General features: G+C 36.9%; 16 protein-coding genes. 12 read left to right on the plus strand and 4 right to left on the minus strand.

The features are described 5' to 3' along the window. The first annotated feature begins 19 nt into the window (after window positions 1-19). The 8 genes from ACFOY7_RS09935 to ACFOY7_RS09970 all read left to right on the plus strand — a co-directional run bounded on the left by ACFOY7_RS09935 (window position 20) and on the right by ACFOY7_RS09970 (window position 10,001). Window positions 20-607: a xanthine phosphoribosyltransferase gene (locus ACFOY7_RS09935; protein WP_390251892.1), complete on the plus strand. Its 588-nt coding sequence runs from the start codon at window positions 20-22 to the stop codon at window positions 605-607. Further along, on the plus strand, window positions 607-1,908 hold the full coding sequence (locus tag ACFOY7_RS09940) for a nucleobase:cation symporter-2 family protein (RefSeq protein ID WP_390251893.1): 1,302 nt from the start codon (window positions 607-609) through the stop codon (window positions 1,906-1,908). Before ACFOY7_RS09935 ends, ACFOY7_RS09940 begins: the two co-directional genes overlap by 1 nt. Before the next feature lie 412 nt (window positions 1,909-2,320). After that, a complete protein-coding gene (locus tag ACFOY7_RS09945) occupies window positions 2,321-2,944 on the plus strand; it encodes a TetR/AcrR family transcriptional regulator (protein WP_390251894.1) in 624 nt (207 codons plus the stop codon). Next, a complete protein-coding gene (locus tag ACFOY7_RS09950; RefSeq protein WP_390251895.1) occupies window positions 2,941-3,345 on the plus strand; it encodes an OsmC family protein in 405 nt (134 codons plus the stop codon). The genes ACFOY7_RS09945 and ACFOY7_RS09950 overlap by 4 nt, the downstream gene beginning before the upstream one ends. After that, entirely contained in the window at window positions 3,338-4,672 is a 1,335-nt protein-coding gene (locus tag ACFOY7_RS09955) for a purine-cytosine permease family protein (RefSeq protein ID WP_390251896.1), read from the plus strand. The genes ACFOY7_RS09950 and ACFOY7_RS09955 overlap by 8 nt, the downstream gene beginning before the upstream one ends. 15 nt (window positions 4,673-4,687) lie before the next feature. Continuing rightward, a complete protein-coding gene (locus ACFOY7_RS09960) occupies window positions 4,688-6,787 on the plus strand; it encodes a hydantoinase/oxoprolinase family protein (RefSeq protein WP_390251897.1) in 2,100 nt (699 codons plus the stop codon). Beyond that, window positions 6,784-8,250 carry a hydantoinase B/oxoprolinase family protein gene (locus ACFOY7_RS09965; RefSeq protein WP_390251898.1) on the plus strand — a complete coding sequence of 489 codons (1,467 nt, stop codon included), beginning with the start codon at window positions 6,784-6,786 and terminating at the stop codon, window positions 8,248-8,250. Before ACFOY7_RS09960 ends, ACFOY7_RS09965 begins: the two co-directional genes overlap by 4 nt. Further along, window positions 8,250-10,001, plus strand: a complete 1,752-nt coding sequence (locus ACFOY7_RS09970; protein ID WP_390251899.1) for a hydantoinase B/oxoprolinase family protein — start codon at window positions 8,250-8,252, stop codon at window positions 9,999-10,001. The genes ACFOY7_RS09965 and ACFOY7_RS09970 overlap by 1 nt, the downstream gene beginning before the upstream one ends. Before the next feature lie 42 nt (window positions 10,002-10,043). On the opposite strand, the gene ACFOY7_RS09975 is transcribed toward ACFOY7_RS09970, so the two are convergent. Next, entirely contained in the window at window positions 10,044-10,616 is a 573-nt protein-coding gene (locus ACFOY7_RS09975; protein ID WP_390251900.1) for a TetR/AcrR family transcriptional regulator, read from the minus strand. A 273-nt stretch (window positions 10,617-10,889) separates the two neighbouring features. On the opposite strand from ACFOY7_RS09975, the gene ACFOY7_RS09980 reads away from it, so the two are divergent. The 3 genes from ACFOY7_RS09980 (at window position 10,890) to ACFOY7_RS09990 (ending at window position 18,245) form a co-directional block, all read left to right on the plus strand. Then, window positions 10,890-12,833 carry an efflux RND transporter permease subunit gene (locus ACFOY7_RS09980; protein WP_390252075.1) on the plus strand — a complete coding sequence of 648 codons (1,944 nt, stop codon included), beginning with the start codon at window positions 10,890-10,892 and terminating at the stop codon, window positions 12,831-12,833. A 4-nt stretch (window positions 12,834-12,837) separates the two neighbouring features. Next, window positions 12,838-14,658 carry a YhgE/Pip domain-containing protein gene (locus ACFOY7_RS09985; protein ID WP_390251901.1) on the plus strand — a complete coding sequence of 607 codons (1,821 nt, stop codon included), beginning with the start codon at window positions 12,838-12,840 and terminating at the stop codon, window positions 14,656-14,658. Window positions 14,659-15,062: 404 nt separating this feature from the next. Next, window positions 15,063-18,245 (plus strand): rhamnogalacturonan lyase family protein, encoded by a 3,183-nt coding sequence (locus ACFOY7_RS09990; RefSeq protein ID WP_390251902.1) that lies wholly within the window; start codon window positions 15,063-15,065, stop codon window positions 18,243-18,245. Between the two features lie 57 nt (window positions 18,246-18,302). On the opposite strand, the gene ACFOY7_RS09995 is transcribed toward ACFOY7_RS09990, so the two are convergent. Together ACFOY7_RS09995 and ACFOY7_RS10000 are read right to left on the minus strand one after the other, a co-directional pair. Next, window positions 18,303-19,433, minus strand: coding sequence for a CAP domain-containing protein (locus ACFOY7_RS09995; protein WP_390251903.1), 1,131 nt, complete (start codon window positions 19,431-19,433; stop codon window positions 18,303-18,305). Between the two features lie 83 nt (window positions 19,434-19,516). Further along, a complete protein-coding gene (locus ACFOY7_RS10000) occupies window positions 19,517-20,065 on the minus strand; it encodes a hypothetical protein (protein WP_390251904.1) in 549 nt (182 codons plus the stop codon). A gap of 88 nt (window positions 20,066-20,153) precedes the next feature. On the opposite strand from ACFOY7_RS10000, the gene ACFOY7_RS10005 reads away from it, so the two are divergent. Then, complete coding sequence (locus tag ACFOY7_RS10005) at window positions 20,154-21,068, plus strand: phosphatidate cytidylyltransferase (protein ID WP_390251905.1); 915 nt, start codon at window positions 20,154-20,156, stop codon at window positions 21,066-21,068. A gap of 53 nt (window positions 21,069-21,121) precedes the next feature. Here the strand turns inward: ACFOY7_RS10005 and ACFOY7_RS10010 are convergent, their stop codons facing one another. Continuing rightward, window positions 21,122-21,403, minus strand: a complete 282-nt coding sequence (locus ACFOY7_RS10010) for a hypothetical protein (protein WP_390251906.1) — start codon at window positions 21,401-21,403, stop codon at window positions 21,122-21,124. Between the last annotated feature and the right edge of the window lie 267 nt (window positions 21,404-21,670).

Genomic DNA, 21,670 nt, shown 5'->3' on the forward strand with positions numbered 1-21,670 from the left:
ACAGATTTGGGGGACAATCATGGAGAAATTACAGAACAAAATTAGAGAAGAAGGCGTTGCGTTATCAGACTCTGTGCTAAAGGTGGACAAATTTCTTAACCATCAAATTGATCCACAATTAATGCATGAGATGGGAAAGGAATTTGCTAGTAAGTTCGAAAAGGAAGGGATCACTAAAATTGTTACACTGGAATCATCAGGAATTGCTCCAGCTGTAATGACAGGATTGATTCTAAATGTTCCGGTAATTTTTGCCCGCAAGAAAAAATCTTTAACACTAACAGAAGGTTTAATCACTTCAAAAGTGTACTCTTATACAAAGCAGGAAACGAATGAAGTATCTGTTTCTAATAAATTCTTAAGTAAAGAAGATAATGTATTAATAATCGATGATTTTCTTGCTAATGGACAAGCAGCACTAGCTCTTATTGATATTGTTGAAAAGATAGAAGCAACAGTAGCAGGAGTTGGGATTGTTATTGAGAAGGCATTTCAGGATGGCGGAGCTGTTTTACGAACAAAAGGCTACCGCGTAGAATCTTTAGCTCGTATTCAGTCATTAAGTGATAAAAAAATAGAGTTTGTTAAGGAGAAGGAGCAAGTATAATGAAATTAACAAAAGGAAGAATTGCTTCACTGGGGTTACAACATGTTTTAGCAATGTATGCGGGAGCTGTCATTGTGCCATTAATTGTTGGAGCGGGAATTGGATTAACAAACGAACAACTGACATATTTAATATCGATTGATATATTAATGTGCGGGATTGCAAGTATTCTGCAAGTTTGGAAAAATAAATTTTCTGGTATTGGTTTACCTGTTGTGCTTGGTTGTACGTTTACAGCGGTAGGACCAATAATATCGATAGGTAATGATTATGGGATTACCTATATTTATGGATCCATTCTTGTCTCAGGCCTTGTTGTTGTTTTAATTGCTAAGTTTTTTAGTAAGTTAATCAAGTTTTTCCCACCAGTTGTAACAGGGTCTGTTGTTACAATAATTGGGATTACATTAATTCCTGTTGCGATGAACGATTTAGCTGGCGGAGAAGGTAGTACCGATTTTGGCAGTTTTACCAATTTAGCACTAGGATTTGGCACATTGCTTATCATTCTATTAATTTTTCGCTTTAGTAAAGGATTTATTCAATCCATTGCGATTTTAATAGGAATTTTGCTTGGAACGGTTGCAGCATCATTTGTTGGATTAGTTGATTTTAGTCCAGTTGCGGAAAGCTCATGGGTGCATTTACCGACACCTTTCCATTTTGGGGTACCTGAATTCCATATAGCACCAATATTAACAATGATTCTTGTTGCTATTGTCAGTCTTGTCGAATCAACTGGTGTATATTTTGCTTTAAGTGATATATGTGACAAAAAGTTAGAAGATAAAGACCTGGAAAAAGGGTATCGAGCGGAAGGATTAGCAATTTTATTCGGTGGATTATTTAATTCATTTCCATACACTACATTCTCACAAAATGTTGGTTTGATACAATTATCAGGGATCAGAACAAATAATGTTATATACACTGCAGGGGGAATGCTGATTTTATTAGGCCTCGTTCCGAAGATTGGTGCATTAACATTAGTTATCCCAAAGGCAGTTTTAGGTGGTGCAATGATCGCAATGTTTGGCATGGTAATCGCCTATGGGATCAAGATGTTAAGTAATGTTGATTTCGCTGCACAAGAAAATCTTCTAATTGTAGCATGTTCTGTTGGAATGGGATTAGGTGTAACAGTTGTACCGGAGATTTTTGCTGACTTACCTAGCAGCTTAAGTGTTTTAACAGAGAGTGGTATTGTGATTGGGAGTTTAACAGCAATCTTTCTAAATATCATCTTAAATTTTAAACGTCAAAAACCAGTCGTTGTAAGTGAATCAAAGAGACCGGCATAATAGACTGTAAAAGACAGAAATGCTTTACTTATTAGTAAGCATCTGTCTTTTTTTGTTGTGTGGTGTTATACATTGCCAATACATAACTTATGATAGAAACTTTAAATACAGATTTCCTGAACTAATTCTACTGAATGTTCGGTTTGTTGTCTCAGGCTCTTTTTCTAATGTTATGTGATTGTTACTCAGTAAATTAGCTGTTCAGGTCATGTTGAATTTATGGGTTTACTTGGATTAAACATTGCTAGTTGCTATATAAGAATCGAAAAGGAAGAATATTATCGGAGTCAATTTTGTTTCTGGGCATAAAGATTCATATTTATAATTTGACAATTTACTTACAGCAATCTATTGTTATATTATCAGAATATTTAAATAAACTGACTGACTTATCAATCAAGGGGTGGCAACATTGAAGCAAAATACAAAAGAACTACTTTTAGAAGTTGCATTAGAGTTATTTGCAACGAAAGGTTATCATGCTACAAAAGTATCAGACATTGTAAAACAAGCAGGAGTGGCACAAGGGACTTTTTATTGGTACTTCACTAGTAAAGAAGAAATCGGATTAGAAATTATCGAAAAGGGCAAGAAAAAATTACTAAAAGTTGTTCGTAAAGGTTACCGTAAAGAAGTAGGTAATGTTTCCGATATGCTTCAATCATCAAAGAGATTAATGCAGAACTTATTACTTTTTGGTGACAGCAATCGTAATTTAATGATTTTTCTGTTGCTAAAAGGACAAGGTGGTGAGGAGAAAATTAGGAATGCTGTTTCTGAGACAATTATTTCTATTGAAACAGAGTTCGCTAAAAATATTCAACGGGCAATTGAACTTAATATGTTAGAAGACCGTGACTGTGTGGAACTGCAAGCACAGATTCTTACAAGCTTTATCATTGGTATAATGTCCAGATGGTTATTTGGTCCAATGAATCAAGTGGATTTTAAACCAACTACATCTATTAATGAAGTAACTGAAGAAATTGTTCGCTACGAATTTTTTGGTCTTATCGGATCAGGAGGTAAAAAATGAAAACAATGATTAAATGGTCGAATCAGAACATGCAGATAACAAACCAGTCAGCTGATCAAATCATTGGAGTTTCAGTACGTGAAGAAAATGGCTATACACCAGTCGAATTGCTAACAAGTTCTCTCGGTTTATGCATTTTTATAACAATCTCCAGGTTGTTTGAGAGGGATGGAATTACAATAAAAGAAAATGAATTTACTGTCTCTGTGGAAGCGTTCAAAGCTTTGAGAGGACCTTCAAGAATAGAGGAGTTATTAGTAGAAGTAAGTTTCCCAGCTTACTTAGAGGAGGCATATAGGAATAAACTGATACATTCAGCTGAGAAGGCATGTACTATCGGGAATACAATTAAAAATGGAGCCAAAATAATGATTAGAGATGGAGTGATACAAAGTGAATAATAAAAGTACAAATTTTGAAGATTACTCGATAAGCCCAGTTCCTGCTGATCAACGGAAAAGCACACTAAATGTTTCGATAACAAGTTGTGCATGGATTATCTCTTTATCAACTATTTTTACAGGTGGTGCTTTAGTTGCTGGATTGGACTTTCAAAATGCCGTTTTAGCGGCTATTTTTGGAATGCTGATTCTTGCGGTTATTGGCTATTTTCAAGGATGGATGGGGGCAAAATACGGTGTTTCCACTACCATGTTAACACGTCAGGCTTTTGGCCGTTATGGTGCTAATCTATTTGGTGTGTTATTGGCATTAACAATGGGGATTGGCTGGTTTGGTTGGCAAATTGCTTTTTTTGGTATGACAATCGCGGAAATGTTTCCTGATCAATGGTTTGCAGAACCTAGAATAGCGATGATTTGGGGTGGCACACTTATGATATTAACCGCATTAATTGGTTACAGAGGATTAGCCATTCTCAGTATGATTGCTGTACCATTAGTAGCTATTTTATCTGTATGGGGGTTAGCGGAGGCTGTTAATCACTTAGGGAGCTGGAATGCATTATTTACAACAGAACCAACAGGTGATCCGATAACTTTATTTGCAGGGATCACGATTGTAGTCGGGAATGCTGTGGCTGGTGCGATCGTGTTCGCGGATGTAACGAGATATGGGAAAACTGCGAAAAAAGGCGGTTTTGCCGCTTCGATTGGCTATTTTTTAGGTGGTGTATTTTGTGTGGTTGCAGGGGCAGCAATGGCGTTAGCTGCACAAGTACCAGCATTAGGATCAACACCAAATATTCCTGCAGCAATGAGCCAAATCGGTTTAGGATTTTTCGCTTTTCTAATCCTGGTATTTGCACAGTGGACAACAAATGATAACAATCTATACACAGGTTCACTTGGTTTACGTAATGTAATTAATGTAAGAAAGTCAGTTATTGTAGTTTTGTTAGGCGTTTTAGGTTTAGGAATTGCATTAATAGGAATTCAAGACTACTTTGTTCCATTTTTAAATGCTTTAGGAACATATGTCCCACCAATTGCTGGTGTAATGATAGCCGATCATTGGATTGTGAAACCGAAGATACTGCAGAAATCTTATCAATTCGGTGAAGGTACAACATATGCCAAGTGGAATATTGCTGCAATTATATCGACTGTTTTAGCAGGAATTATTGGTTCACAGTTACATATTGGGATAACGGCAATTAATTCCATTATTATTGGGTTCGTTTTATATATTGTGATTGCGTATATTCTAAAGAAAACAAATATTAATTTTGAAGTAGGCAAGAAATCGGAACAGACTAATGGCTTTTAATTAGGGAGGTAAAAGATGAATAATGCTGTTGATTCAAACAAGTGGGTGCTAGGTGTTGATGTCGGTGGAACGTTCACAGATTTAGTTGCAACAACAGAAAGCGGGGAGTTAATTTCAACAAAAACACCATCCACTCCTGATCAGTCTGATGGTGTCATTAACGGAATTAGAAAGATAGCTGAATTACTTAAAGTAAGTTATGATACATTTTTAGAAAATTGTCCACTAATTGTCCATGGAACAACTGTAGCAACAAACACGTTATTAGAGTATGATGGAGCAAAAGTTGGATTATTAACAACGGAAGGTTTCCGTGATGAAATAGAATTTCGTCGTGCATATAAAGAAAGTGTTTTCTCTGTCCGCTTACAAGCCCCCCATCAGATTGTACCAAGAAGGTTTCGAATCGGGATTCCGGAAAGATTAGATAAAGAAGGAAATGTAATAAAAGAATTAGATGAAAAGGCTGTTCGGGATTCTGTTCGCCAATTTGTCAATGAAGGAATGGAGGCAATAGCAGTTTGTTTCTTGTTTAGCTTTGTTAACCCAGCACATGAAAGAAGAGTAAAGGAAATCATTGCAGAAGAAGCACCAGATTTATTTGTCTCCATTTCAAGTGAAGTCTTGCCGCAGATCCGGGAATTTGAACGTGTATCAACAACTATCGTTAATGCATATACAGGTCCGACAATGCAATCATATTTGAATCACTTGGAATCAAAGTTACGGCAACAGGGATTTCAAGGAGAATTGTTTGTCATGCAGTCAAATGGCGGTGTACAAAATATCGAGCAGACAGGTAAATTGGCTGCAGGAAGTTTACTGTCCGGCCCTGCTGGTGGGGTATCTGCTGGAGCTTTTATTGGGGAGAAATCTGGTAATGAAAATATTATTACAGTTGATATGGGTGGGACAAGCTATGATGTTTCTGTAATTGAACAACTTCAGCCAACAATAACAACAGAAAGCTGGATAAGCCGTTATCGTGTTGCATTGCCAATGATGGACATTCATACAATTGGTTCAGGTGGTGGCAGTATTGCCTGGATTGATAGTGGAGGGGCATTGCGAGTTGGCCCTAAAAGTGCTGGTTCCTATCCTGGACCTGCCTGCTATGGCAGAGGTGGAACAGAGCCAACAGTAACAGATGTGAATGTCGTCTTAGGTTATATCAATCCAGATAATTTCCTTGGTGGTGAAATGAAATTAGATCGGGATTTAGCAGAGCAAGCCATAGTAAAACATGTTGCAGAACCATTAGGAATTACAGCAATAGAAGCAGCATTAGCAATTTCACAAATTGTAAATAGTGATATGTCCAATGCTGTTCAGTATGTCTCCTCCCAACGAGGATATGATCCCCGTAATTTTGCATTAATGGCTGTTGGCGGAGCTGGTGCCATTCATGCCGGCAGACAGGCAGAGGATTTAGGTATCAATACTGTTATTGTGCCAGCACTTGCTCCAGTCTTTTCTGCATTTGGTGATGTAGCGGCAAACCTAAAGGTTACAGAATTAAAGACAAGATTTGAAGATATAGATGCAATCGACTTGGATGAGATCAATCAAGACTTTGAACAAATGGAAAAAATAGCTCGTGGAAAATTAGGTGGAGAAAGTATTGTGAAGCATTTTGAAACACGAAAGTATATTGACATGCGCTATAAAGGGGAAGTCCATGAAGTAACTGTTCCTGTACGTTCGAGAACAAAAAGAATAACTGCACTTAATTTAGAGGCAACGATTAAGGATTTCCATGGAATGCATGAAAGGCTTTATGCACACCAGGATCCAGAGCAATCGATTGAAATATTAAATTTACGTCTTGATCTTATTGGAGTAAGAGAGAAGCTAGCTTTAATAGATGAAGCATTTGGTGATGAAGAACCAAATAGAGCAAAAAGCGGTGAGAGAATTGTTTACTTTGAAAAAGAGCCAAACACGATTCCTGTTTATAATGGTTCTTTATTGACACCAGGTAATTTAATTGCTGGTCCAGCCATTATTGAACAATGGGGAACAACTATTGTAGTATATCCCGGACAAGAAGCATTGATTGATGCAAACAGAAACTGTGTTATTGAAGTGCAACAAGCCAGAGGTGGTCAGCAATGATTGAATCGCAAATTAATTATTCAAAACTGCAAGCGGTAAGCCGGCAAATGGGGGAAACGTTACAAAGAATATCAAGATCCCCTTTAGTATCACAAGATCGCACTTTTGCTACAGCAATATTCACAAGTGAGTTAAGTTTGGCTGTCCAACATCAATATGAACCAGAGCATCTATTTGCTGTGAAAGAAAGTGTGAACCATTTATTTGAATATTTTTCTTTTGATATTTCGGATGGGGATATTTTATTAACAGCAGACCCGTACAATGGCGGTACAAAAGGTCAAACATTAACAATGGCAGCCCCGCTTTTCGATCAAGGGGAGCTAGTTCTTTTTCCAGTTTTACGTGTTCAAATGATGGACCTTGCCGGAGAATATCCCGGGGGTTTCAATCCAGATGCATTTGAAGTATGGCAGGAAAATATAAGAATTACACCGATTAAATTGTATAAACAAGGACTGCTGCAACGTGATGTACTTCGTTTCTTTTTAGCAAACAGCCGTGTAGAAAGTGTATATGAAGCAGAGTTACAATCAATGTATGCTTGTTTACGCGCAGCACAAGAACAATTGTTAGTATTAATAAAACAATACAGAAACCAGTTGGACATATCCATTTCTGAAATGCAGCACTACAGCAATCGCAGGGTTGTCGAACAAATAAACCAATTGCCAAAAGATAATATGAGTGCTGAATTGCTTTTTAAAAGTAATAATAAAGACTTATCCATTCAAGTATCTGTAAGTCCGACTGAAGACAAATTGAAAATAGATTTCGATGGAACAATCGAACAAGTGGCTCTACCTGTGAATGCGACTTTACCTGTTACAAAGGCATTTGCAGTATGGCCAATTCTTGCCCCAATAGCGGAAGAAATTACTATTAACCAGGGGATATTGGATGCTTTTGAAATTAGTGCACCAAAGGGGTCTCTGCTTCATCCGAAATTTCCAGCCTCTGTTGGGTTCAATACTGCTGTTACTGGTCATTTTATATCAGAGGTAATTACAACTGCATTAAGGAATGCGAGTGCTTCAGAAACCCTGTTTTCAGAAATTCACGGTCCTGGTCCGCAGGCTATTCTTTTTCCGCCATTTGGGCAAAACAAAGAAACAGAACCTCTTTTTCTAGTACCTGGCTACCCTGAATCGAAACAAGGCTTTGGACCTTCCGGGTTATTTGGTGACCGGAAATTAGTCTCTGCTGAGGAACTAGAATTCAATTACAGCTTCAAAATGATAAAAAGAGAGAAAGAAGCAAACCAGATGACAATCAGGTTAGTAAATGAAGGTGATTTATATCAAGTTGTCACAATTATTCCTGAGAAAATTGACCATTCTCTTGGGGAGATAAGAATAATGTCCAAAGGTGATCAATATGCACTCAACCAAAGTACTGCAGGTATATCCTTTCATAATGGTGACGAGATAGAATTTGTTTATGAGATGGGAGGTAATCAATAATGGATCAGGATATGATACTATCACAAGTAGTTGGTGGTTCATTGGATGCGATCGCACGTGAAATGAGTGCGACAGTTACACGAACAGCTCGTTCACCGCTATTTAATGAAGCACACGATTTCACAACAGGTGTATTTGACTTATCTGGGCGTAAATCACGTCTGGTCGCCCAAGCACCGGGGTGTACATTACACCTTTATGCGATCGTAGGTGCTGTTGATCATTTAATTGATGCATTTCGTTACGACCTTCATCCAGGTGATATTTTACTTGTGAATGACCCTTATCATGGTGGCTCGCACAGTCTGGATTGGACGATTGTCATGCCCGTTTTTTATAATCGAAAGCCAATTCTCTTGCCAGCGGTGAGAAGTCATATGGGAGACAATGGTGGTCCAGTCGCAGGTGGTTATAATCCTAAATCACAAGATATCTGGCATGATGGACTTCGAATCCCGCCATTAAAAATATACGAACGTGGCGAAAAACGTCAGGATGTATTTGACTTAATTGTTGCAAATAATCGATTGTCCCATTGGTTAGAAGGAGATTTGGATGCAATGATTGGTGCATGTAAGTTAGCTGCAGGCAGAATCCAGCAGATGTTAGATCAATACGGTGCAGAGAAAATGATAGGTACGATTGATAACCGAATTTCCTATACGGAACGAAGAGTACGTGATGAAATCGCAAGCTGGCCTGATGGTACGTACAGTGCAGAGACATATGCTGATCATGATTTTCAGGGGAATCATGATATAAAAGTAAAAGCTACTGTTACAGTAACAGGGAGTGATTTGCATATTGATTTTACAGGATCTTCCCCGCAAGTCGATGGTTTTATTAACAGCCCGTTATCCAATACAACTTCATTCGCGTTTGTTGGTATCTCCACATGTTGTGATGAAGATATTCCTATTAATGAAGGTTACATGAATCCTGTCACTGTTACTGCGCCAGAAGGGACAGTTGTAAACCCGGTATTACCGGCACCTTGCGGACATGCTACAGCATGTGTTGGTGCGGAGATCGCTGAAGCAGTACTGTTAGCTATTGCCGAATGTGCTCCAAAACGAGTGGGAGTTAATGCCCATAAATTACCTTTAGCATATACCAATGGGGTGGACGAAGGTGGGAATCAGTGGGTGAATTTGAACTTTTTTGGTTATACTGGTGGTGCGGGTGCAGCCTATCAAACTGATGGATGGGGGCTTTATCCTCCGGTAATGACAGGGGTTACTTTGCCATCGATTGAAATGAATGAAATCCAGTATCCGAGCAGAGTACTCCGACATGAATATGTAGCAGATTTTACTGGTTCAGGAAAGTGGCGCGGAACTCCAGGGCTAGATGTTCAAATCCAGCATTTAGATAACAGTTCGACAAGTGTAATGATGGCAGGAGTCAGGAACACAACCAAAGGATTTGTTGGCGGTCACGATGCGCCTAGTAATAAAGTTATTGTAAATTACGGCTCTGAAAATGAGCAAGATGTGGAAGAGACAGCATTTGCAATAAAAATGCCTCCAGGTGGGATTATTCAATTCTATCGGGCTGGAGGAGGGGGCTGGGGAGACCCTTTTGAACGTGATCCAGAACTGGTATTAGAAGATGTGAAAAATGGCTATGTTTCCATAGAAGCGGCTGAGAAGGAATATGGTGTAATTATAGATCGCGAAGATTTATCAGTTAATATAGACAAAACAAATAGACACAGGAACAGTTCAAAAAAGAAAAGAATGAGCGATTAAGCTCAGTCTTTTCTTTTTAATAAAATTAGCAGAAGCTAAGGTTTAATGGAACTTCAACATGTTCATTCCAGAACTGGCAAAAGCATTAATCATGAGTGCCATCTCTCTCGGCGTTTTGTCCATTCCTCTTTCTAACCAGTTTTTGATTACATAGATTCCTCCACTTACAATAAAAGTGCTCCAATAGTCTGCTGTATCCTCATTAAAATGATTTCCTAAGAATCCATTTTTTTTAATATTTTCTTTAGCAACTAACATTACCTTCTCAAGAAAACTCGCATCACCATTCCCGCATAATAAAGTCTGACATACTTTCTTATTTTTAACAATGTATTCCATCAATTTTTCTGTGACCTGTTCAGATTCATCTTCTTTTGTAAAATTGCACTCACTCAAATATTTATTCATATCTTCAATAATCTCCTCTTCCATCTTGGACAAAAGATCATATTGATCGGCATAATGGGAATAAAATGTAGAACGATTAATATCGGCTAGTTGACATAATTCCTTCACAGTTATACTTGATAATTGTTTTTCATTGAGTAATTTCAAAAAACTTTCTTTCAAAACCATTTGCGTATACTTTTTCCGGCGATCCATTTTTATTGGCATGTTGTAAAACACCTTCTTAAATATTGAGATTTTGTTAACTATCCAACACATTTTCTAAAACTGTTGTTCATTTAACAAAGACTAGAAAACTGTCTGTTGTATAAGCAACACCGTGTCTTTATAATGATATAGTGGAATGTTCGTTTATGCAAGAGAGGATGAAGAATCATAGTTACGTCAATAGTAAAACATAAAAAAACAGTGGTCATTGCCTTCCTGATTATTGCAGTAATTAGTTCAGTTGCACAGTTTTTTGTTTCTGTAAACTATAATATGGTGGATTATTTACCTGAAGATGCCCCATCAACAAATGCGATGGAAGTGATGGATCAAGAATTCGAGGGCTCAACGCAAAATGTTCGTGTAATGTTACAAGATGTTACCATACAAGAAGGGCTGGAATATAAAGAACAGCTTGCTTCTATTGATGGTGTATCTGATGTAATGTGGCTTGATGATGCAATAGATGTTAAAACACCAATTGAAATCGCTGACCCAGAAACTGTTGAAACATACTATAAAGATAATAATGCATTGATTACTCTAAGTATTCGTGAAGGTGATGAAGTTGAGATTACGAATGACATTTACGAAGTTATCGGTGAGAAGAATGCAATGTCTGGTGAAGCGTTAAACACAGCTACATCGCAAACAATGGCTGGAAAAGAATCAATGTATGCTGCGGCCTTGCTAGTACCAATCATTATAATTATATTAGTGATTTCAACAAATTCCTGGATCGAACCGGTCTTTTTCCTAACCGCAATAGGTGTATCTGTGCTTATCAATCTTGGCACAAATATCTTTATTGGAGAAGTTTCCTTTGTTACTCAATCGGTTGCTCCAATTCTTCAATTGGCCGTCTCGCTGGATTATGCGATCTTTCTGCTGCATAGTTTCTCGGACTATCGTGAGAGGGTATCGGATCCGAAAGAAGCAATGCAGTTAGCGATGAAAAAATCTTTCCCGGCTATTGCTGCAAGTGCATCAACAACTTTCTTCGGTTTCATTGCCTTAACATTTATGAAATTTGAAATAGGTTCGGACTTAGGTGTCAACTTAGTAAAAGGGATTGTGTTAAGTTTTATTAGTGTCATGATCTTCTTGCCGGCACTTACATTATGTTTTTACAAATGGATGGACAAGACGAAACATCAACCAATCATACCAAAGTTTAAAAATGCAGGAAAAAGAATTATTAAATTAAGAATTCCAAGTTTATTTATTGTCTTAATCATCATTGTTCCAGCATTTTTGGCGCAAAATAACACTAATTTTATCTACGGGATTGGAGAACAACCTGATTCTACTAGAGCAGGAAGTGATTTAATCAAAATAGAAGAAACTTTTGGAAAATCTACTCCTGTTGTTCTATTGGTACCAAAAGGTGATCCAGCAAAAGAAGAGGTACTTGTTCAGGATTTGGAGAAATTAAATGATGTTGCTAGTGTGCTTGCATATGTTAACACAGTAAGCCCTGTGATTCCTTCAGAATATTTAGATCAATCGGTAACAGATCAATTCTATTCGGAAAATTACAGTAGAATTATTATTTATGGTAAAACGGATACTGAAGGAGACAAGGCATTTACTTTGGTTGAAAATGTGAATCGATTAGCAAAAGAGTATTATGATGATGCAAGCTATACACTTGGAGAAAGTGTAACACTATATGATATAAAACATACTGTTGAAAAAGATAATACAGTTGTTAATCTGTTGACAGTTATAGCGATAGCGATTGTTCTGTTATTAACATTTCGTTCTTTAACTATTCCTATTGTATTATTACTTACAATCCAATCAGCTGTTTGGATTAATTTAGCTGTACCGTATTTTACAAACTCTTCCCTGGTTTTTGTAGGTTATCTGATTATTAGTACTGTTCAGCTAGCAGCAACAGTCGATTATGCGATTTTATTGATGGAGGGGTATAAAGAAAATCGTCAAAAAATGCCGGCATTACAGGCAATTAAACAAACAATCAATGAGAAATTCTTCTCAATTGCCGTGTCTGCATCTATTCTATCAAGTGTTGGATTCATACTATGGATAACATCTACAAATCCAGTTGTATCATCGATTGGGTTATTGTTAGGGCGTGGTGCATTACTTGCATTTGTAATGGTGATCTGCTTCCTTCCAGCGATGTTATTAGTATTTGATAAAGTAATTAATAAAACAACATGGAACGCAAATTATTATAAGGAGACATGATAATATGAGATGGAAAAATATATTTCTTCTGTTGCTCACACTCGTTCTCGTTCTTCCCTCATTCGTTAATGCAGCCTCGAATGAGGATGAGGTTGAAGCGAGTAGCGGGGATGAATCCAGCGGTGAATATGAAAGTAAGGATGAGGTTGTCTATGCAACCCTTTCTGCAACTGGTGAAGAACAAGCATTGTATGTGGTCAATCGCTTTGATATAAGTAAAGCTGGGCAAATTATTGATAATGGACCATATACGACTGTTAAAAACTTAACCGACTTAACCGAAATAGAACAGACAGACCAAGAAGTGGTTTTTCATGCAGATGAGGGAGAATATTATTACCAAGGGAACCTGGGAAACCGTTCATTGCCATGGGATATATCAATAGTATACACATTAGATGGACAGACGATAAAACCAGAAGATATGTTAGGGAAAGACGGAGCACTAGAAATTGTAATTACAACAACAGAAAATAAGAATGCAAATACCGTTTTTTATCAGAATTATTTATTGCAAGTTTCTCTAACTTTAGATCCATCTGTATATAATAATATTAGTGCACCTGAGGGCACCATTGCCAATGCAGGTAAGAACAAACAAGTCACTTTTACAGTAATGCCAGAGAAGGATGGAAATCTGACCTTATCTGCAGATGTAACTGATTTTGAACTAAATGGGATTGAAATAAATGCTGTACCATCTTCTATGTCAATAGATACTCCTGATGTAGATGAAATGACAGGAGAGATGGAAACATTATCGGATGCAGTAGCTGAAATTAATTCAGGTGTTTCACAATTAGAAGACGGCATTGCTGAATTGAATACAGGTATTGCGAACCTTGCCGATGGTTCTCAGAAATACAATAACGGGATAGAAGAAATAAACCAATCATCAACTGAATTGGTCAATGCATCGCTTTCCATCCAAGAGGCCTTAACACTAATGAACCAATCGCTTCAAGGTGAAACCGAGGAGATAGATTTATCACAATTAACACAATTACCAAAAGGACTTACGCAAATTGGAAATGGTCTGAATGAAACAGCTGCTGGATTATCCACATTGCATGAAAACTATGTGAATGCATTCCATGCATTAGATCAAGCGATAGAAGCATTGCCTGCATCTGGTGTCAATCAAGAACAAATTAATGCATTATATAATAGCGGAGCCAATAGTAATGTAGTTGATAAACTAGTAGAAACATATAAAGCAGCTGTGACTGTAAAAGAAACGTATCGTAATGTAAAAGAAGCTTTTAATGCGATTGATGGGACATTAAATCAAGTCAATGGAACCCTGACCGAAATGTCCAGTTCTTTAAAAACAATTGCGACTAATTTATCATACTCATTGGAAACAATGGATGTAACTGATTCTTTAGGTCAATTACAGGACGGAATTGCAAGTCTCTCCACTAATTATCAGGAATTTCATAATGGCTTAGTGTCATATACAAATGGAGTGAGTCAATTAGCGAATAATTACAGTGGGATAAATAGCGGCATTGCTGAATTATCAAATGGTGCAGGTGAATTATCAATCGGTGCTGGAGAGCTTCAGAATGGAACGTCTGAATTAGCTGATGCTACAAGTGAAATGCCAGATGAAATACAATCAGAAGTTGATAAAATGATAGAGGAATTTGATAAATCGAATTTTGATCCAGTATCATTTGTTTCTGATAAGAATGAAAAGGTGGAAACAGTTCAATTCGTTATTAAGACGGAGAGTATTGTAGAGCAAGAAGAAGTAGAACCAGTTGAAGAAGAAGAAGAAGAAAAAGGATTCTGGTCAAAACTAATAGAATTATTTTCATAAGGAAGAGCCCAGTGTGTTATTGCCTACCATACTGGGCTTCTCTTTCAGCATTTATATGAAAATGATGAAAAGTTTCTATTTAAATTCACTAATAAATAATTTCAGCATGCAACGAGGAGTAGGACCATACACTTATCGTTATTATGCATTTTCTACTATTGTGAGATTACTAACAGATAAAAAGGTGAACAAATTTACTAGTAAATAATTGCTTAATCGTTATTGATACTACAATAAAGTATTAAAACTTTTAAATATTCTTCTATATCAATGATTGAGAGACGCAAAAAAATCCTATTTACATAATTGAACCAGTGTTGTTAATCTGTTATCGAGACTTCCATTAAAAAAACAGAATTATGAATACGCTTACATGAAAGGGGGGGAATTATTCTGTTTCATTAATGCGTGTCTCTTATTATAACAATAAAGAAGGAGTGGATGATGGTTTGCAATTTCCTAAAGGTTTAAAAAGAAGTTTATTCTTCATAGTAATAGCTATGCTAATAATCAGTAATTTTTCCTATGTTTCCATACATGCTGTAGAAGAAATAACTAATGTAGATGAATATGAAAATGTATATTTCACTGACTTCGGCGATACAGGTGAACTTATAGAAGAAAACGCAGGCTTTACAACGTCAGGCGCAACTCTTTCTATCCATGAAGAAGAGTTAGCAGGAAATGACACAGCAAAACTAGATTTTACTATTATCGATCAGTCAGGCGGCCGTGTTGCCACAAAACCATTGGATACTCCAGTAATGGGAACAAAAATGCTTGTCGAATTTGACTGGTATCCAGGGAAACATAATGATAAAGGTTCCCACCCTAGTGAAAATGGGGGAGAATTTAGAATTCTTGACAGTTCGAAAAATCCGATTTTCACTTTAAATCATACAAATAACGCGGCCCTTAAATATTTCCTGGGTAATAATGAGGCTACCACAACAAGTTTCGATAATCCCCTTACATGGTATAATATTAAAGTTGCCTTTGATTTATTAGAAAATAATGCAACCTTAACGATTGAGAATAAAGAGACTGGGGAAAGGGAATCTCACCAATCCTCATTAGACGGTGTGACCTTTGATGGCACAATTTCAACACTTAGACTTGTGGGAATTCGTACATCTGGAAATAATCATACATGGACAACGTACTTAGATAATATTGGAATTTATCATAAGCCAATTGCAGATCATATGATTACAAGTATCCAATCCTTACCATATCACCGTGTTTATGTTGGTGAAACAACAGAAAGCATTGATTCGATTGGATTACCAGAAACAGTGCCTGTTGTATTAGCGAATAATGAAACAGTAAATGTAGCAGTCAATGAATGGAAAGAATCCGATAAAAAATGGGACCCAAATAAAGCAGGTGTCTATCATTTTGAGGGAACTATTGCTGAAGATAATGAGATTGAGAACATTTTTGGTCGGAAAGCATCTATCTATGTCTATAATAGACTAACACCACCGGAAACGAATCGTAATACAGAATGGTTAGACAGAGGTGTAATTGCACTCCAAGCTGATGATGGAATTTTCGTATCATGGCGTTTACTGGCAGATGAGTATGATAAAGATGTTACCTTTAACTTATATCGAAATGGTGAGAAGGTAAACAATGAACCACTTGCTGTAACGAACTATGTAGACCAGCAAGGGACAGCTGGAGCTGCATACAAAGTAGAGACACTGATAAATGGTGAGAAGACAGATAATAGTGAAGTGATCGCAGCATCTCAAAATTACTTATCCATACCAGTGCAAAAACCTGAAGGTGGGACGACACCGACAGGCGATTATACCTATAGTGCTAATGATGCTAGTGTCGGGGATTTAGATGGTGATGGAGAATATGAAATTATCCTGTTATGGCGTCCATCCAATGCAATGACTGCATTAGAAGATGTGATAACAGGTCCGACGATTTTTGATGCATACAAGTTAGATGGAACATTAATGTGGCGAATGAATATGGGAATGAACTTAACATCTGGTCCGCAATATCATCAATTTGTTGTGGCAGATATGGATGGTAATGGGAAATCAGAGTTTTTAATTAAGACAGCTGATGCAACAACGGTATATGGTACAACAGATGGCGTATATGATCCGGATAAGGTAGTCAGTGTAATTGGCAATCCTGAAGACGATGGACGCTGGATTAATGATGGCGGTCATGTAGTCGGTGGACCGGAATATGTTTCGGTATTCAATGGGGAAACAGGTGAAGTAATTGATACAATTGATTTTGCTTTCCCTGTAGAAAAAGAAGAAGGGGATGGAGGCATCTCATGGGGTGATAGCTTTTATAACAGATCTGACCGCTTCCTTTCTGGTGTTGCATATATCAATGGAAAAAACCCTAGTGCGATATACGGACGCGGATATTATGAAAGAACAGGTTTTGTTTCTTACAGTCTAAAAGATGGTAAGCTATCAGAAGATTGGGTATTTGATACAGATGAGGCTGGCCGTGGTGAAGGTTTGGGTAACCATAATCTTGCAACAGGTGATGTGGATAATGATGGATTTGACGAGATTATCGCTGGATCATTGACATTAGATCATGATGGAACGATTCTTTATGCAATGGACGGAGAAATGGGCCGGGAGAAAGGTTCCCATGGAGATGCACTTCATGTTGGCGCATTTGACCCAAACCGTGAGGGTCTTCATGTGTTTGGTGTTCATGAAGATCCTGCTGTTGCCTCATTACAATATCGCGATGGTGCAACTGGGGAAACATTACAATCATTCTATGCATTCAAAGATGCTGGCCGCGGAGTTGCTGCTAATATTACCTCGAAGCCGGGCTATGAATTCTGGGGTACTGGCGGAGGAACTGTAGAAACTGGTGGCGGCGTCTATAATGTACAAGGAGATGTCATCACAGACAGCTTTAGAGACATTGGTCTTCCAGTAAACTTTGTGACATACTGGGATGGAGATTTGTTCCATGAGTTACTTGATGGGACTACCATTTCTAAATATGATGAAGAAACTAACCAAGTCACTGTGATGGAAAGGTTTGAAGAGGTTGTAAGCAATAATGGTACGAAAGCGAATCCTACCCTGCAAGCGGATATATTAGGTGATTGGCGAGAAGAGGTAATCTATCCGACAGAAGATAGTTCAGAATTACGTATCTTCAGTACAACCATTCCAACAGATTACAGGCTGCCAACATTAATGCATGACACTGTGTACCGCATGGGAATTGCGTGGCAAAACACTACTTATAATCAGCCGCCGCATATAAGTTATTATCTTGGTGAAGACATAAGGGAAGAGGTGTTAAATGGATCATTAAAATTCCCGAATGTCGATTATACTGTCAATATAAGGGCAATGAAACATATACTTCAGCTGGAAACAAGTGATAAGAATTTATCTGTTTTATTCAACAAATTGGATCAGGCCCAACATCATTTGGAAAATAACAACATAAAGCAAGCGATCAAGCATTTGGATGACTTTACCAAACAACTAACAAAAAGTAACCTTGCTTCAGATACAAAGACATCACTAAATAATGATGCCTTGAAACTGATGGAAATATGGTCTAATTAAGAAAAAGGGCTGGGACAAAAGATCTTTGATTTGTCCCAGCCTCAATCAAGAATTTCTTTAGGGTGTGATAAAATTCTCAGTGTAAAATGGTCTGGCGTCACTCCCAAATGCCACACCAACCGCAAGAGAATGATAGTCACCCTTTAAAATATTTTTCCTGTGACCAAGTGAATTCATTAATCCTTCATGGGCAAATATACTACTAGATTGCCCGGCAGCTAAATTTTCTCCGGCCATTCGATAATCGATACCATCCGATGTTAATCGGTCAAATGGAGTTTCCCCATCTAAATTTGTGTGAGAGAAATAATTGTTACTAGCCATATCTTCACTATGATGACGTGCTGTTTCTTTTACAGATTCTGTCCATGCTAACACCCGTTTTCCATGAACCACTCTTGCAGCATTGGTCAAATCAAACAATTGAGATTCGAAGCCTTGTCTTAATTGATCACTAGGATCAGCAAAAAAGCCAGCTTTCTCACTTTCTAAATCTGCTGAAATTATTTGGACAGCAGTAACGGTTTCGCCTTGATGCAAGTCATAAAAAATGGTGACATAATTTTGATCGATTAGAAATGTATCATACTCCTCATTATTTTGAGTTTGATAATAAGTAAATCCTTTACGAATACCGTCGATCGGGTCACCTAATGCAGACCTGACATTGTTTCTTTCACTGCCAATGGTCAAACCATTGGTTGATGTAAGCAGGTTTTGATTTGTATAAAGTCCTGCGACTTGCTGATTAGCATTATAGGCAACCATGACAAAGTTCTGGTAATTTTCGTGATAAGTATACCAATCGACTCCATATTCATTGAGGGAGTTTCGTTTTGCATTCCCTATCTCGTTTTCTACTTCTGCTTTTGTATCGCCTAATTCAATATTATATATGGAAAAAGTTTGGGATGAAGGAACAGATAGGTCCGGTTTCTCCACATCAGTCATTTTTGTGTCTTTATTCTCTTCCCCTAAGTTTTCTATTCTCCCTCTTAATAATTGAAACTCTTGGTTAATGGTGTCAATGATTGCGTGAAGCTGAGGGTGTTCAATGATTGATTGAACATCATCTTTGATTTCGTTACTGACACCAGTGATACCAGATTGCTGGAATTCATCACCATAAAAATAATAAATACCTAAGAGAACAATGATTAACATTGATAAAAATTTCAGTTTACCCAAGCTCTCACTCCTATTCTAAACCGTTCGTATCTTTATCCATATCTTACCCAAATCTATAAAGATACAATCCTGTGAAATCCCTTCTATTTAGGCATGTGTTGTATGATCGGTTTGAATTCAAAAAGCTTGCCCTCATAAATTAACTCTAATTTGTCACAGTTCCTAAAATCATCTGGTGTCACCATTACAGGGAGTTTATCCCACAACTTTATCCCTGATCGATTTAAGATTTCGGCAACAAATTGGGAACAAAAGTAAGAGTTGCTAAATTCAACAGGTTCTTTTATAGAGACCCCGAGTACACCTAAAATATTGTATAGGAATTTATCATTATTTTTAATAAAAACATGAAGTACACGTTTCATTTTTATTATTTGCCTTTCACTAACCCTTAATTTATAAATAACACAAGTAGTATCCGGGTATCTGCTAAATGTCCCTGACCATATATCTTCTTTTACAAATCCGCCATTTAGGGGGTTTTTTGGATGTTTTCGACCAAAGCTGTACATTTCTTTTAACTGTGGATCAAATGAAATGGAAGCATGGTTATATGGTGCTTTGGTATATTTTTTAATCATTGTCGTAAACAGGGTCCCGGTATCTGAAAGCATAATATAAACATAGCACATTCTAAAGTCTCCACCTTATATTCTCACCTTTTTATTATATATGAGTTATTGTAAAATAAATGAAGCAGGAAAAAAAGAGGGGTATTATATGGAAGAAACAATCTGGACATTATCTATTATTCTTTTAACAATTACGATTGCAACAATATTATATATCATTGCAAAAAATAAACAACCAAATAAAGATTTTTCAGGTATACAGTATCGGGTGAAAGTATGGTGGGGAATGTTTATAGTTTTTTTCTTTGCAACATTATTCAGCCCAACATTATCTTTATTATCAATAATGGCTCTATCTTATTTTGCACTGAACGAGTATTTTTCGATGATGAAAACAAGGAAATCTGACCGCAGACTATTTTTGTGGGCCTACCTCATGATCCCTATTCAATATTATTGGATATTCATTGGGTGGTATGGTATGTTTATTGTCTTTATTCCTGTCTATGTATTCTTATTTTTACCATTACCAAGGATTATTAGAAAAGGAACTATTGGTTTCCTTCGTTCTGTAAGTTTTACACAGTGGGGTGTGATGCTCATGGTATTTGGTCTAAGTCACTTAGCTTATTATCAATTCGCAACACCAGAGTACGGATCTAACTTGGTTTTATTCTTAATCATATTAACACAGGCTAATGATGTAATCCAATATCTCATCACATTGTACATTGGAAAAAGAAAGGTTATTCCATCAGCCAATCCTTATATTACCTGGGAAGGATTTATTGGTGGAATAATGCTGACTACAGTAATTTCTTATACCTTATATCCATATTTGACACCTTTTGCATTCAACTTTGGTATTTTATCAGGAGTGATTATTAGTGTGGCAGGATTTATTGGAAGTTTAACAATTTCTGTTTTAAAACGGGATTTGCTAATTGGTAATCAAGAAAAACAGGAGTTGCTGAAAGGACGGTATTTAAGTCGAATCGATAGTTTAACTTATACATCGCCGATATTTTTTCATATTATCCGGTATTATTTTGATTTTATGTAACAAATAAGGAAGGGAACCGGGTGTTTTTGAGGCACCCTGCTCTCTTCCTTATTTTATAATGCTTCACTTAGTACCCTTGCATGTAATCTATGAGAAACTTCTTCTAAAGCTTCTTCTGGATTCGGACCTTCTACAACACACTGTAATTCTGTACCTTCTTCTATTAGTAGTGAGAATGTAACCAGTTCAGGTAGCTGTTCCGTGTTAACCAATTCATGGTTATGTAGCAAGTAAATATTCCCATCGTACACTTTTTGATATAAGTTAATTGCCAGAACCTCATTAATTGATAATTTTTTATTTAAAGTAATATTTTTTGATTTAAATTCTTTCATTTGAAGAACCTCCATATAATGTTGTGTTATTTTCTGTGTTAGTAATCTATACACCGTTTATCTACCAATCAAACATGTTGTTCCGTTAAAAAATGATGACAATTGTAACATTACTGAAATAAATGGTTTATCACGGCAGTTAACTTCCTGATAAGTTCTTCCTGCTTATAAAGGGTGGAATCACAGACAAATCCTCCCTTTATATGATTCTGTTTATGATTAATTGTATATAAAGTGTATAGGTTTCTATGATAGAATGTTAAATAA

Source organism: Gracilibacillus xinjiangensis, from assembly GCF_042651765.1.
GTDB classification, from domain to species: Bacteria; Bacillota; Bacilli; order Bacillales; family Amphibacillaceae; genus Gracilibacillus; species Gracilibacillus xinjiangensis.